Source organism: Streptoverticillium reticulum, from assembly GCF_047456005.1.
In the GTDB taxonomy this organism is placed as follows: domain Bacteria; phylum Actinomycetota; class Actinomycetes; order Streptomycetales; family Streptomycetaceae; genus Streptomyces; species Streptomyces reticulum.
In genome coordinates, this window is the sequence record NZ_CP179755.1 from 2,026,918 (window position 1) to 2,041,096 (window position 14,179).

The following is a 14,179-nucleotide window of genomic DNA, read 5'->3' on the forward strand; positions in this document are numbered from 1 at the left end:
CTCGCACGGATGGCCCCACCACAGGCGCGCTGCACACGACGTGGCGGCACGGCCTCCTTGACGTTCCCCCGGCGTCTCCTTAACTTCATCCCGCCACAGTCGGAGCGGGTACGCAGGAAGGCACGAGTCGCATGCTGCGCACAGCGAAGATCGGCGGGACCCGGCACAGACGGTGGCGGAGGGCGGCCGGCGCCGTCGCCGCGGGGGCCGTGTGCGCCCTGATCCTCCCGCACTCCCCCGCCCTCGCCGCCCCGGCGGCAGCAGCACGAGAGCCGCTCCCCCTGGAGCGGCTCTTCGACAATACGGCGGTCAGCGACGACGGCCGCGCCCGGGCCGCGGACTTCGACGGCTCGGGCGCCTCGCTCTCCGCCCAGGACCTGCGGGCCGCGGGCTGGACACCCGGCCGCACCCTGACCCTCGACGCCTCACCGCTGCACTGGCCCCGTTCCGGCGCCGGGCAGCCCGACAACGTACGGGCTGCCGGGCAGGCCGTACAGCTGACCGGCCGCGGGGAGGCACTCACCTTCCTCGTGGCCGGCACCGGTGGCCGGGCGAGCGGCCGGGGCACCGTCCGCTACCGCGACGGCTCCTCCGGCGGCTACACCCTCACCGCCCCCGACTGGAAGCGCGGCCCCCTCGCCACCAAGGCCGTCGGGCTGCCCCACATCAACTCCCCGGCGGGACAGCAGACCACGACCGCACGGCTGTACGCGGTGACCGTGCCGGTCGTCCGCAACCGCGAGGTCCGCTCCGTCGTCCTGCCGCGCACCGGCGGCTCCGCCGCGCTCCACGTGTTCGCACTGGCGCTCCGCACTCCCTCGAACGGGTGGACCGGCAGCTGGGCGGCACCCACGTCCGGGTACGCCTCCGTCGGCCCGTGGAACGAGCGGACGCTACGGCTCGTCGTGCACAGCAGCGCGGGCGGCCCGCGCACCCGGATCCGGCTGGAGAACACCTTCGCCGGGCGCCCGGTGCGCATCGGCGCCGCCAGCGTGGCCCTGCAGGGCAGGGGGGCCACGGCGGCCGGACGGCCCGTCCCCCTCGCCTTCGGCGGCCGGCCCGGGACCGAGATCCCCGCCGGGGCCCAGCAGTTCAGCGACCCCGTGGGCTTCCGGGTGCCGGCCGACAGCAATCTGCTGGTGAGCCTCCATCTGCCCGGCACCGTACGGTCGTTGCCGGTGCACAGCTACACCACCAACCAGGTCTCGTACCTCACCGTCGACGGCGCCGGCGACCGCACGCTGGAGGGCGGCGACGCTTCCTTCCGGCAGACGCTGGGCAGTTGGCCGCTGCTCACCGGCGTGGACGCCGAGGGCGGGCCCGGCTCCGTGGTGGCGCTCGGCGACTCGATCACCGACGGCGAGCGCTCGACGCCCGGCACCAACGGCCGGTGGCCCGACCTGCTGGCGCGGAGGCTGCGCGCCCAGCACACCGTGCCCGCCCTCGGCGTGCTCAACGCGGGGATCTCCGGGAACCAGGTCGTCGCCGACCGCTATCCCGGCAACGGCACCAGCGGCGTCATGGCCGGGGTCAGCGCCGGCCACCGGCTGGAGCGCGACGTCCTCGCCCAGACCTCGGCCCGGACGCTGATCGTCTTCGAGGGCGTCAACGACATCCGGACGAACACGACGGCCGAACAGATCGTCGCCGCCCTGCGCTCGATCGCGGAACAGGCGCACGAGCGCGGGATGCGCGTGGTGGCGGCCACCATTGCGCCGTGCGGCGGCTTCCACGACTGCACGGCCGCCGCCGAGGCGAAACGCGTCGCCGTCAACCGGCACATCCGGGGCGACGAGGACTCCTACGACGCCGTCCTCGACTTCGACGCGGCCGTCCACGACCCGCAGCACCCCGAGCGGATGCTGGCGCGCTTCGACTGTGGCGACCACCTGCACCCCAACGACGCCGGGATGCGGGCCTTCAGCGACTCCGTGGAACTGCGCGAACTCGTCTGACCGGCCGAGCCGTTGCCCTACACGTCGAGGTCGACGACGACCGGGGCGTGGTCCGAGGCGCCCTTGCCCTTGCGCTCCTCGCGGTCCACGTAGGCGTCCTTCACCGCGCCCGCGAAGGGGGCGTTGCCGTAGACCAGGTCGATGCGCATGCCCCTGTTCTTGGGGAAGCACAGCTGCCGGTAGTCCCAGTAGGTGTACGGACGGTCGTACTTCAGCGGGCGGGGCACCACGTCGGACAGGCCCGTGTCGCGCAGGGCGGCGAGGGCGGCGCGCTCGGCGGGCGTGACGTGCGTGAGGCCCTCGAAGACGGCCGGGTCGTAGACGTCCTCGTCGGTGGGGGCCACGTTGTAGTCGCCGAGGACCGCGAACGGGCGGTCGGCCGCGGCGTCCGCCGCCACCGCATCGCGCAGGGCCTCGAACCAGCGGAGCTTGTAGCCGTAGTGGTCGTGCTCGACATCGCGCCCGTTGGGCACGTACACCGACCAGACGCGCACGCCCCCGCACGTCGCGGAGATCGCGCGGGGCTCCTGCTCGCCCTCGTACTCCGGACCGCCCGGCAGGCCCGTGACCACCTCGTCCAGACCGACCCGGGAGAGCACCGCCACCCCGTTCCACCGGCCCGTCGCGTTGACCGCCGCCTCGTAGCCCAGCTCGCGCAGCTCCGCCGTCGGGAACTGCTCCGCCGTGCACTTGGCCTCCTGCAGGCACAGCACGTCCGTACCGCTGCTCTCCAGCCAGGCCAGGAGCCGGGGCAGCCGGGCGCCGATCGAGTTCACGTTCCAGGTGGCGATGCGCATGGGGCCACCCTAACGGCCGGGTCCGACAACGCCCCCGCGTCGCCCCTCACAGCTCCCGGCTCTCCCCCGCCATCATCCGCTCGTGGTCGGCCCCCGAGGTGCCGCCCGGCCCCTGCGGGCCGAGCATCCGGTCGTAGACCGGCCTGGCCAGATCGCTCAGCAGCCCGTCGTGGATGTCGATCGCACGGCGCGGCTTGACCTCGCGGAGGTAGTCGACGACCTCCGAGACCTTGTTCCACGGGGCCATCACCGGCAGCATCAGCGTGTCGACGGGACGGTCGAGGACGGTGAGCGCGTCGCCGGGATGGAAGACGGAGTCGTCGACGAAGTAGCCGACGTTCGTGATCCGGTCGATGTCCGGGTGGATCACCGCGTGCAGCTGCCCGTAAACGCGCACGTCGAACCCGGCGGCGGTGAAGGCGTCCCCCTCGCCGACCGTGTGCACCCGGCCCGGGAAGGCCGCCGACACCTGCTCCGCGACGCTGCGCAGGGTCCACAGCTCTGCGGCCGGGTTCGCCTCCAGCGCTGCGCGCAGCCGACCCTCGTCGAAGTGGTCCGGGTGCTCGTGCGTGACGAGCACGGCGTCCGCCCCGACGGCCGCGTCCTGTTCGCTGAACCCGCCGGGGTCGATGACGAGCGTCCGGCCGTCCTTCTCCAACCGGACGCAGGCGTGGGAGTGCTTGGTCAGCTTCATGCCGCCCATCTTGCTACGGCTGCGGTTCCCCGGCCTCCTCCTGCTCGCCCTCCTCGGCGACGACCCGCCGCGCCACGGCGTAGGCCGCGCGAACGGCCGGAGGACTGCACGAGACCGCGCACTGCAGCAGCACCTCCTTGACCTCCTCGGCCGCCACGCCGTGCCGGAGCGCCGCCCGCAGGTGCAACTCCAGCTCGTCGAGATGCCCGCCGGCCGTGAGCGCGGCGAGCGTGACGAGCAGCCGGCTCCGCAGATCGAGCCCCGGCCGGGCCCAGATCGCGGCGTCGCGGGCCACGACGAGCTCGTGGAAATCGTCCTCGCCCGGCAGCCCTGCGGGCAGCGGGAACGGCACGGGGAGCCCGGCGGCGGGCACGGCCGCGGCGCCCGCCGCGGAAGGGGTTCCCGCGGCGGGGGCGGGGCGCCGGTCGACGGTCGCGGCCGGACGCGTGGCCAGGGCGTCGGGGGCGGAGGGGACACCGGCGGGCGGGACGGGGAGGCCGTCGACGGCGCCGCCCGGGCGGGCGGCCGGGGCGACGGCTCCTGCGGTGGCGGGGCCGCCGGGCGGCGGGACGGGGAGGCCGTCCATGGCCGCTGCGGACTGCGTGGACGGGCCGCCGGGCGGCGGCGGAACGGGGAGGCCGCCGACCGTCGCTGCGGGACGCGTGGACGGGGCTTCGCGGGGCGGGACGGGGCGGCCGTCGATCGTCGCCGCCGAACGGGCGGACGGGGCATCGGTCCCGGAGGGAGCGTTGCCCGGCGGGACGGGCCAGCCGTCGGCCGCGCCCGACGGGCCGACGGACACAGCAGCGGCAGCGGCAGCGGCACCTGCGGTAACCGGGCCACCGGACGGCGAGGCGGAAGGGCCGTCGACGGGCCCTGCCGGAGCCGGGGCGCTGCCCGGCGGGACCGGCCAGTCGCCGACCGCGCCCGACGGGCCGACGGACACAGCAGCGGCACCAGTCGCGGCCGAGTCACCAGACAGAGCGCTGCCCTGCGGGACGGCACGACCGTCAACCGCCACTGCGGGACGAGCGGACGGGCCATCGGCCCCGGGCCAGTCGTCGACCGCGCCCGACGGGCGAACCGGCACGCCGACGGCACCTGTCGCGGCCCCTGTCGGACGCACGGTGGCCGGGTTGCCGTCCTGCGTGGCGGGCCCGGCAGCCGTCGGGACTGCCGGGCGAACCGAGGGCGCGCCGGAATCCGTCGCCGGAGTGCTGCCGGCCGGAACCGGCCAATCGTCCACCGTCATCGGCCGGGCAGGCGCGCCATTCGGCCCGGCTGCGGCAGAACCGGCAGGCGGGGCAGGCCAGTCACCAGCCGTCCCCGGGGCGGCCGGAGCGGGCCAGTCGCCGATCGTCAGCGGCCGGGCGGGCGCAGCCCCTCCGCCGGGCGTGCCGTTCTTCAGGGCACCGCCCACCGCACCCGGCGCCTGGGCAGGCCAGTCATCCGTCACGCCTGCCGCGCGAGCGGGCACGGCGGTCCCCGGCGGGGTGCTGCCCGCCGCAACCGGCCAGTCGTCCGAACGGGACGGCGAGGCAGTCGGCGGAACAGGCCGGCCACCGACCGTCACCGTCGAGGCAGCCGCCGGAGCATCCGGACGCGGAGCCGGCGCCGACGACCAGTCACCGGACGGGGACCCAGGGCCGGACGCCTGCCCGACCCGCCAGTCACCCGTGCCCGGCACGGCATCACCGGGGCGGCCGGGCCCGGAAGCCGGGGCCGCTGGGGTGCTCCCCGACGGCGCAGGCCAGTCATCCCGCCCAACACCCGTACCTGCACCCGCATCACCAAGGCGAGCAGGCCCAGAGGCCGGGCCCGCCGGAGCGGCGCCCCTCGGTGCGGCGTCCGGGCGCGGACCCGGCACCGGCTGCCAGTCGCCAACCGCGCCCCCGGGACCGGACGCCTGCCCGCTGCCCGACGGCACCGGCCAATCGCCCCGACCGGCCCCCGCGTCACCAGGGCGGCCGGGCCCGGAAGCCGGGGTGCTCCCCGACGGAACAGGCCAGTCATCCCGCCTGGCACCCGCACCCGCCGCCGCATCGCCAAGACGAGCAGGCCCGGAAGCCGGGCCCGCCGGAGTGCTCCCCGACGGCACCGGCCAATCGTCCGTGCGCCCACCAGGGCGCACGGACGCCGGTGTCGTGAAGTGGCGCAGCAGCAGGTCCGTCACCGCCGCAGGCTGTTCCACCGGCGTCAGGTGGCAGGCGCCCGGTACGACCGCGAGGCGGGCGTCGGGGATGCCCGCGACCAGGGCGCGGGCCTGGGAGGGCGGGGTGACCTGGTCGTCCGCGCCGACGACCACCAGCGTGGGGGCGGCGATGCGGGCCAGGTCCGTCTGCGCGTCGAACGCGGCCAGCGCCTCGCACGCCGCCGCGAAGCAGTTGAGGTCGGTGCTGCGGACCATCTGGACGGCCCAGTCCACGATGGCCGGCTGTGCGCTCGCGAACGCGGGTGCGAACCACCGCTCCGGTACGGCGCGGGCGACCGGTTCGAGACCGTTCCGGCGCACCCCCTCCGCTTCGACCGCGCTGAAGCGGGCCGCGGAGCCCAGCAGGGCGAGCCCGGAGAGGCGGTGCGGGTGGCGGAGGGCGAGGTCGGTGCCGAGGGCGGAGGCGAAGGAGCAGCCGGCGTAGTCGACGCGCTCGATGCCCAGGGCGTCGAGGGTGGCGACGAGCCGGTCGGTGAGCTCGCCGACCGTGCTCGCGGGCTCGGCGGGCGAGCCGCCGTGACCGGGCAGGTCGAAGCGCAGGACGCGCCGGTTCCGGCTCAGCTCCGGGATCTGCCGGTCCCACATGTGCCATGTGGTACCCAACGCGGGCCCCAGGACCAGGACTGGGGCGTCTTCTGGCCCGTCAGAGCGGTATTGGAGGGTGTTCGGTGGTCTCTCGCTCACCCGTCAGACCCTCTCATCTCTCACGACTGCCCCTATGACGGGGTCCTGGCTGTAGCTGTCTGACCAGTGCAGCATTTCAGTCACGTCGCTGGCGACGTCGATCTCGACCACCGGATTCGGGCCGCACTGGCACCGCTTGGCGACGCGCGTCACGCGCCTGTGAATGCCGACGCGATCCGCCTGTTCCCACCCGGACTACGACGACGCGGGGTTGCTCGGAGGCTCCCTCCGTGCCGCGTCTGACGAACTGAACACGATGCGCCTCGCGCGGCAGACTGTTGGACCGACCGCCGACAGGGTGCCATCGCGATTTACGCGGACCTGCGCGACCGCAGGTCGGTCAACCTTCACCCTGAACTCTCAGGGATCCTCCCTACAAGAGCACGGGGACGGCGAAGGAACCCGCGCTCGTCCGGCGGCCGCGGAAACTGCCCAGGTCAGGATCCTCCGAGCATCATGCTCACGCTCGAGGCCGTGACGATGTTGGACAGGGTCCGCCAACCGATTTCGTGATCTTGAGTAAGGGCATCCGTGTCCAGATCGGCCATGGATCTGTAAATGGCGCGGATCCTGTCGTGGTCTTGATCGCAGACTGCTTCAAGGAGGCAGAGTGTCTGCAGTTTGTATGGCATGCACGTCATCCCGGCTTCCAGGCTGAGGTATTCGGCGGGCATGCGTGATGCCATGGTGACGAGGAGGGACAGGAGTGGTCGGCACTCAGGTACGGGCGAGGGCTCGGCACCGCCGACCAGCGCGATGCAGGCTGCACGGCACTCCGGCTCGCCGGATGCCACGGCCAGTCCAACACGCAGGCCGACATTGTGTAGGGTTCTGGCCGTGAGCTGTGGGTGCAGCGGCCATTCGATCATGTACTCGTGGATGATCTGCAGCTGTTCCAAGGCAGCGTTCCAGCGATGCTGGAACGCAAGTGCCTCGGTGAGGAACGCGGTCACTTGGAGGCTCTGGGGGCGGGAAAGATCGCCGCTGTCCAGGAGTGTCCGGCATCGCTGCTCTACTTCCTCGTTGGTGAGGTTCTCCGAACTCAACGCAGCGTTGATCCGGCCGATCTCGCGTTGAGCGTGTGAGCGTGGCGTGTGCGGCAACTGTTGGTGCAGCGCCTCGAAGTCGTTGACAAGGCCCTGTAGTTCTGCTGAGGCTGACCCGCGGCGGATTTGGTTGAGGAGAACGGTGAGGCAGTTCGCGACGACGACTGAGACGTCCTGGGGCCGTGACTCGGCCAGCTGACGGGCGAGGTCGCGCGCGTGGTGCAGGTGTTGCAGCCAAACGGTCGCAGGCCCGCCTGTGTTGGAGAGGACGTCGGCGAGCTGGGTGCGGGTCTTGAGTTCCAGTAGGGGCGCAGGCTCCGGACGTGCGAGCAGGTGTGCGAGCTCGTTCTCCAACGCTGCCTGGGCTTCGGCAAGTTCCCCGAGGGCTACATAAATCCCGGCCAGGTTGCCCCACATGACGGCCAGTACGTCGGTGGCGATGCCGAGTCGGCGCGCGTGGTCGGCGAGGCTTTGCACGTGAGGCAGCACAGCGAGCAGATGTGTCTCGTCATCCGCCTCGTTGAACGACGTCAGCCAGCTCTGAGCGTGGTAGGCGGCTTGGCTCAGGATTCCGGACACGCCGCTGCCGCGTTCCGCCAGCGTGCGGATGACGTGTTGCACGATCTCATTCACGCTGATGGTGTCGTCGACGCCCTCGCGGTGTACGGCAGACCACTCCTGCGGCGGCAAGGCGCACAGCGACTCATCGCGCTGGGCCAGCGACTCAGTGCGAAGTGCGCGATGCATGTCGACAACGGTGAACGGGACCCTGGCGGTTGCATCAAGGACTGCTGGATGGCGGAGCCCGACCCGGGTGGCGTCCTCGGGGGACATCAGGGTGGAGAAGTAGAGCAGCCAGATCGGTATCTGCCTGGACGCAAAGTAGGCGGCAGGAAAGAGCGCGTTGGCCGCACCGGCACATGCCGGCTGCTCGTCTCCCTTGTCCAGCAGGCGCCGCAGGGCCAGCCGGATTGCTCCGACCAGCGTGTGGGGGTATCCATCCGGGATGGAGGACGTGTCGTCCAGCGCCCAGTCGCGGATTTGCTCGAGATATCGAGCTGCCTCGTTGAGCCCGAACTCGCCGCCTGCCAAATGGCCGCAGGCCAGCTCGATGGCCAGTGGCCAGTACTCCAGCCGCTCGGCCAGACCTGACGCAGTCTGTTCGCTGTGGCTATCCCATTCGTCGTCTTGGCACATGCGCATCCGGATCAGGGCGGTGGCTTGATCCGGCGTCATGCTCTGCACCACTACCTTGGCCCGGTGCGTTGCCCACTTGGCCTGGTTCGTCGAGGTGATGATGACGTGCCCACGTCCGCTGGTGGGCACCCACGGCTGCAGGATCTCATGATCTACGACATTATCGATGATCATGAGCCAGGGCCGTGGCGAGGCACTCAACAAGGCACGCACCCGGGTGCGAAGTCGGCTGCTGTCCGCAGCAGCGCCCATGTCCGTGTGGGGCAGTACGTCATGAATGCCTTGGAAGGAGGCGCGGATGGACGCACCGTTCTCGCCGTTGACCCAGAAGATGTGGTCGTAGGAATCCGCGACGTCGTGGGCGTACGCGGCGGCGATACTGGTCTTGCCGATCCCGGACGGGCCGAGCAGCGCGCATCTGGCCACGATGCGCTCTCCGCTGCTGTCGGCCAAGCTCGTGCGGATCCGGCTGACGAGGTCGGGGCGGGGAATGTCAGGAGGGGCAGGTACCGCGCCCACCATGATTCCCCAGTCGAACGCGCCGAGTTCGTAGGCGAGATACCGGCTCGACGTCAGCAACTCCTCGCGGAACTCCCCGAGCGAAAACACTCCGCTGAACTCGCCTGAAGCACGACGGAAGATCTCGAACGCCAGGTAGTTCGTGAGACGGCCGGCGGATTCGTAGCCGAGTCCGCTGCGGTGCTCATTACGGATCCGTCGCATCCGCTCCCGCAGTTGCTCACGCAGCTCAAACCGCTCCCTGCCATCCACCACGACGCGAGCGTGGCGCAGACGGTCCACCTCGTCGTCGCTCAACGCTGCGGGCTCGTGGTGCCAGCGTCGGCTGCGCTCCATCAACTGCCGCAGCTGAGCGCGGACCTTCTGTGGATCATCCAATGCCAATGCCAGGTTCAGCTGCACGGTCTTGGGATGCAGCCGCATGTTCGTGATCAGTTGATACGTCTGCGCCCGTGGACGTGCACGGACCATGCGCAGCAGGATGCCGAAGGCCTCCGGGCCGGACATCTCGGTGCCCGTTCCGCCCGACTTCACCTGGACTGCGCGCACGGAGAGACGGTCATGGCTCACGAGTTCGAAGTCGATGGCGTCAGGGTCGGTTGCATCCCCATCTGGGGTGAGCGCCGGCTCGATCAGTGCGGAGGCGACTCCAGGGAAGCGGTCTTCTACAGCGTCAAGGAGCGCTTCCAACGTGACAAGGTACTGGTACTGGAAACCATCGGCTGCCGCCTGCCCACCGCGCTCCGCCACCTACGACCACCCCTTCATCAGGCCATTCAACAGACGACGTCAACTTACCGGCGGCCTCTGACATCCAAGTGCGAATGCTCGTGGGGCGCAGGTGTGGCAGCCCGCCCGCCATCCGCAGCCGCCAGTCATTCCACGTCGGAAGTGAGCCGCGGCAGTAACGCCGGTGGCGGGCCTCTCCTTTGAGCGATCGCCGTCTGCCCCGCCCTTCGCGGCCGCTACGCGATCGTCATCGTGAGCGTGCTTCGGGGAGCGCGCCGTGGACGTCACTTCTGCGACCAAGAAGCACTGTCTCCGAACGGAGGGTGTGGAGCTCAACTCCGCCTCAGGGGCGCCGAGTCCGAGTGAGCTGTGCTGGCTGTTGAGCATCTCCAGCCTCCTGCTCACCTATGCCGCCAGAGCCGTCACCTTTGGAGTGTCAGACCTCTCCGCGGTTCGTGTGTCCCCGTACTTCTGCCATACCGATCCGCCTCCTGGCCGAAGTCGCGGCACGGAGTGAGGGGCATTGAGGGAGACGCTTTATAGCAGGTGATCCCCGGTTACGAACCGGGGATTGTGTAGACCCTTGAGGGGTTCGCTGCTGTTTGTATCCGGCCGCATCTGGCGGCGAGGCGGCAGTGAACGCAATGGGTTGGACGTCGATGGACAGATCGCTAGCGGTGTGGGCTGGCCCACGTTGGCATCGTTGGGGAGCGCCCAGCTGGCGCGATCGCAGCGGGTGGGAACTCTCCGAAGTGACCGCCGGAAGGAATGGCCAAGGCTGTCGTCCCACTGACCGATGGAACTGGGCGCGGCTGCTGCCGGACCGAGCAGGGCGTGGTGGGCAAGGACGGTCTGCTCAACTTCATAGGCGCGCTCTCACCCGGCGCAGAAGGACACCCCGCATTCCAGTGCTCCAGACACGTTCGCCCGGTCCGGCGTCCAAGCGCACTGCATCGCCCCGCGTCGACACAGGATGGTTAGGACACGTCGGTCCGAGATGTCAGGAGCCAATCCGCAGTGCAGCAGCAGTGGTGGTCGTCATGCTTCCCGACGACAGCCCGCCCCTATTCCCTCAAGCTCCACGCGCCGCAGGGGCGGCTCCAGCGCGCTTCAACGCGCCCCGCGTGAACATCGACCGACCCTCAGACGAGGTCCGAGCCAGCGTCCGTGGGCGGACCGGAGGGCCGCCTATCCTGCGCCTTACTGCCCCACCAACGCGGGTCAACTGACCTCCGCCTACGTCCTCGTTGGGTGAGCGCCCAAGGGTTGGACCTAACGCCGGGAAGCAGCAGTGCAGTTGGACTGTCAGCGGCGTGTGGTATCCCTGAAGGCATGACATCCCGCGAATCATGAGCGGAATATTTTTGGGCATAAAACTGTGTATCCTCAGCGGAGTTGAGACGTAACGGGATTGGAGGTGGGCTGTGAGTGATCAGAAGGAGTGGGTCGCGGATCCCGCCATGCTCACCCTGGCTCGCGACTCGCGGGGATGGACCCAGTCCGAGCTCGCTGACCAGATGTCGCGCGTGGACGGCACCCGCATCACGCAGGGGTACGTAAGCCGGGCCGAAGCCGGACGCATCCCGGTCCGGGCCGAGCGGGTGCGCCTGTTCGCTGCCGCGCTTCGCTTCACTCCCGAAATGCTGTGCCAGGCCGCTGATGCCACCGGGGCCGGCATCGGGCTGATACACCACCACAAACGGGCGTCTCTGGGAGCCCCCGCGCTGCGCCGGATCCATGCGACGCTGGCGCTTACCCGCCTCCAGGTCGAAGCGGTGACCCAAGCGGCCGCCCTCCGTCATCCCCACCGGTTCAGGCACATTGAGGTCAATGACTTCGACACTCCCGCGGACGCTGCGGAGATGGTACGCGAAGAGTGGAACGTTCCTGCCGGCCCCATCGACGACCTGGTCGCTCTACTCGAAGACGCCGGCGCATTAGTCGTAGTCCGCGACCTGGGCACCACCGAACTCGACGCCGTGAGCCAGTGGCCGCCTGGTAGGGCGCCGCTGGTGCTCCTCAACTCCACTGCCCCCGGTGACCGTTCACGCTTCAGCCTCGCTCACGAGCTGGGCCATCTGATCATGCACCTCGAACCGGGCGAAGGACGCGCGCAGGAGGTCCAAGCCGACCGATTCGCCGCCGAGTTCCTCATGCCACACGAGGTGATCCTGGGCGAGCTGAAGCCCGGCATCGACGTGGCCCGCCTCATGGATCTCAAAGCACGGTGGGGGGTGTCGATGGCCGCACTCACCCGGCGGGCCGTGGACCTGGGAGTCATCAGCGAATGGCAGTACCGCACGCTCATGGTCGAGTTGTCCGCACTCGGCTACCGCACCAACGAACCAATCGTCATCCGGCGCGAGACCCCGCGCTACATCGCTCAGGCCGTCACCCGGCTTGAGGGACAGCACCACCTCAGTGCAACCGAGGCCGCTCACCTGGCGGGCCTGGGTCGCGAGGAGTTCCACGAGATCTACTTGTGCGCTTCTTCTCCGTCCGGACACAAGGACGTGCCGGACCCTTCTGCGAGGTGATTCATGAGCAACGCCCCCGATCCCAGGCGGCGACCATCCGCCGTGAAGACGCTCGACCACACCGTGGCAGCGGTGCCGCTCCTACAGGGCCGCGTACTGCTGCACGAACATACCCAGCCAATTCCCCGGCCGCGCCCGGCCCTGGATGATGACCTGGGCGGCGTGGTCATGACCGGCCCCAACGCCGACGCACGCGCCTTCCAGCTCCGCGCCGATGTCGGCTTCACAGGCACGCTTCTGATCGACAGCGCCGCGTACACCACCTACACGGCAACGGCGGAAAGGCCATTCATGGCTCCCCCCGACGAACTGTTCGCCACCGTGCACGACTCCTTGAACTTCCAAAAGGCTCGGGGAGCAAGCGCAGCGCTGACACCCACCGGCTACATACCGCCGGCAAACTCCCTTGCCCTCAAGGCAGTACTGAGGGAAGCCAACCGGATCGAGCGAGCAGACACCCTGGTCTCCCTGCCGATCGATGCCACCTGGCTGAACCGGGAGAACATCAGTCAGCTGATCGCGGTCTGCGCCAAGATTCGTCACCCCAAGGCCGTCATCCTCTTTCGCCAGTTCGACCCGCTGGAACAAGCGAAGGACATTCCGGCCAACCTGCGGCGGCTATTCACCGAGGTCGAGCACATGTCGCTATTGCGTACAGACCTCGCAGCACTCGACGTGATGGCGCATGGCGCCCTCTGCGCGGGAATCGGCGTCCGAAGCTCACTCCGCCACGCGATACCGCCCGACGAGAAGGCCCAGACAGGCAAGCGAGGTGGCGGACCAACGTATCCGCACGTGCTGATGCCACAGCTGATGTGCTTTAAAGGCGCCGAGTCGCTGTCCACCCTCTACGCCAACGCAGATCCGGCAGCCTGCGCCTGCGAGGAGTGCAACGGGCGGGGTCTCGACCGCTTCTTCCTGTCCGACGGTGAAACGCGGCGTGAGGCCGACAGCCACAACATTTTCACCTGGAGTGAATGGGTCAGCGACATGGCCAGCTACCGGGCGGGAACCGAGCGCAAGGCGTGGTGGCGCAACAAGTGCGCTGCCGCCGTCGACCGCTACGCACTGGAAAACCAGCGCATCGGGCAGGGGGCTACCCCCAGGTCCGGATTCCAAGCACCCGCGCCGCTCAAGGCATGGGCGACGCTGCCCATCACGCCGTAATCGGACGCGAAACCTCAGGCCAGCTGACGGTGGACGTCTTCCAGGAACCTCCAGCCGGCAACCGTATGGCGCCTGCGCACGAAGGGGCTTGGCGGCACAACGACCTCGACCGCAGCCCCCTGAACATGCAGCAATCCGATGCCGTAGAAGTCAGCGCGCATCGCAGCCTCGCCCTTGCGCCGAAACACACCATCGATCAGTACGGAACGAGCAGTGAACGGTGTGAACCGCTCCGCCTGCTCCATCGCCGACTCCCAGCTGCGTCCGGGCACGAACACCATGTCGACGTGGACCGGCTGGGTCGCCTGTCGGGTAATCAATCCGTCGCGTCGAATCACCGCCCCCTTGGGGAGGCACATCAATGCCCGGCGTTCCCTATCGCTCAGTGATCCGGCAGGAACAGGCTCGCCGAGGGGCAGCGCCATCAAGAGGTTCAGGGCATCAGGTCGCGTCAGCGCAGCCATCCCTGCAGCTGCCCGTCGCTCCCGCTCTCCCGCATCGAAACGGTAGGCCGCAACGACTTTCGCCCCAAAAGCTTCAATGACTCCCAAGCTCGCTTCGCGGGGTACGAGATCACCGGGAGACAGTGCTTCCGCAACCACACCCAAGGGCTCTCGTGCCGCGATCGCCATCGATCAACCC

The 14,179-nt window shown here is 69.8% G+C and carries 8 protein-coding genes; 3 read left to right on the plus strand and 5 right to left on the minus strand.

Features of this window, described 5'->3' with window-relative positions:
- Positions 1-131 precede the first annotated feature (131 nt).
- A complete protein-coding gene (locus ACMATS_RS09120) occupies positions 132-1,955 on the plus strand; it encodes an SGNH/GDSL hydrolase family protein (RefSeq protein WP_414167599.1) in 1,824 nt (607 codons plus the stop codon).
- A 17-nt stretch (positions 1,956-1,972) separates the two neighbouring features.
- Here the strand turns inward: ACMATS_RS09120 and ACMATS_RS09125 are convergent, their stop codons facing one another.
- The 4 genes from ACMATS_RS09125 to ACMATS_RS09140 form a co-directional block, all read right to left on the minus strand.
- The gene (locus ACMATS_RS09125; protein WP_390778127.1) at positions 1,973-2,752 is read right to left on the minus strand and encodes an exodeoxyribonuclease III; all 780 of its coding nucleotides are present in this window, start codon (positions 2,750-2,752) and stop codon (positions 1,973-1,975) included.
- Between the two features lie 46 nt (positions 2,753-2,798).
- Positions 2,799-3,446, minus strand: a complete 648-nt coding sequence (locus ACMATS_RS09130) for an MBL fold metallo-hydrolase (RefSeq protein WP_414167600.1) — start codon at positions 3,444-3,446, stop codon at positions 2,799-2,801.
- A gap of 13 nt (positions 3,447-3,459) precedes the next feature.
- Positions 3,460-6,342 (minus strand): alpha/beta fold hydrolase, encoded by a 2,883-nt coding sequence (locus tag ACMATS_RS09135; protein WP_414167601.1) that lies wholly within the window; start codon positions 6,340-6,342, stop codon positions 3,460-3,462.
- A gap of 437 nt (positions 6,343-6,779) precedes the next feature.
- Positions 6,780-9,854 (minus strand): NB-ARC domain-containing protein, encoded by a 3,075-nt coding sequence (locus tag ACMATS_RS09140; RefSeq protein WP_414167602.1) that lies wholly within the window; start codon positions 9,852-9,854, stop codon positions 6,780-6,782.
- A 1,403-nt stretch (positions 9,855-11,257) separates the two neighbouring features.
- Between ACMATS_RS09140 and ACMATS_RS09145 the strand changes: the two genes are divergently transcribed.
- Entirely contained in the window at positions 11,258-12,370 is a 1,113-nt protein-coding gene (locus ACMATS_RS09145) for an XRE family transcriptional regulator (RefSeq protein WP_414167603.1), read from the plus strand.
- Positions 12,371-12,373: 3 nt separating this feature from the next.
- Positions 12,374-13,537 carry a hypothetical protein gene (locus tag ACMATS_RS09150; protein WP_414167604.1) on the plus strand — a complete coding sequence of 388 codons (1,164 nt, stop codon included), beginning with the start codon at positions 12,374-12,376 and terminating at the stop codon, positions 13,535-13,537.
- A 14-nt stretch (positions 13,538-13,551) separates the two neighbouring features.
- On the opposite strand, the gene ACMATS_RS09155 is transcribed toward ACMATS_RS09150, so the two are convergent.
- The gene (locus ACMATS_RS09155) at positions 13,552-14,169 is read right to left on the minus strand and encodes a hypothetical protein (RefSeq protein ID WP_414167605.1); all 618 of its coding nucleotides are present in this window, start codon (positions 14,167-14,169) and stop codon (positions 13,552-13,554) included.
- Positions 14,170-14,179: the final 10 nt, after the last annotated feature.

What these genes read in the sequence shown, in the direction of transcription:
- ACMATS_RS09120 (WP_414167599.1), top strand. Translation starts at nt 132, where the DNA reads ATGCTGCGCACAGCGAAGATCGGCGGGACCCGGCACAGACGGTGGCGG.
- ACMATS_RS09125 (WP_390778127.1), bottom strand. Translation starts at nt 2,752, where the DNA reads ATGCGCATCGCCACCTGGAACGTGAACTCGATCGGCGCCCGGCTGCCC.
- ACMATS_RS09130 (WP_414167600.1), bottom strand. Translation starts at nt 3,446, where the DNA reads ATGAAGCTGACCAAGCACTCCCACGCCTGCGTCCGGTTGGAGAAGGAC.
- ACMATS_RS09150 (WP_414167604.1), top strand. Translation starts at nt 12,374, where the DNA reads ATGAGCAACGCCCCCGATCCCAGGCGGCGACCATCCGCCGTGAAGACG.
- ACMATS_RS09155 (WP_414167605.1), bottom strand. Translation starts at nt 14,169, where the DNA reads ATGGCGATCGCGGCACGAGAGCCCTTGGGTGTGGTTGCGGAAGCACTG.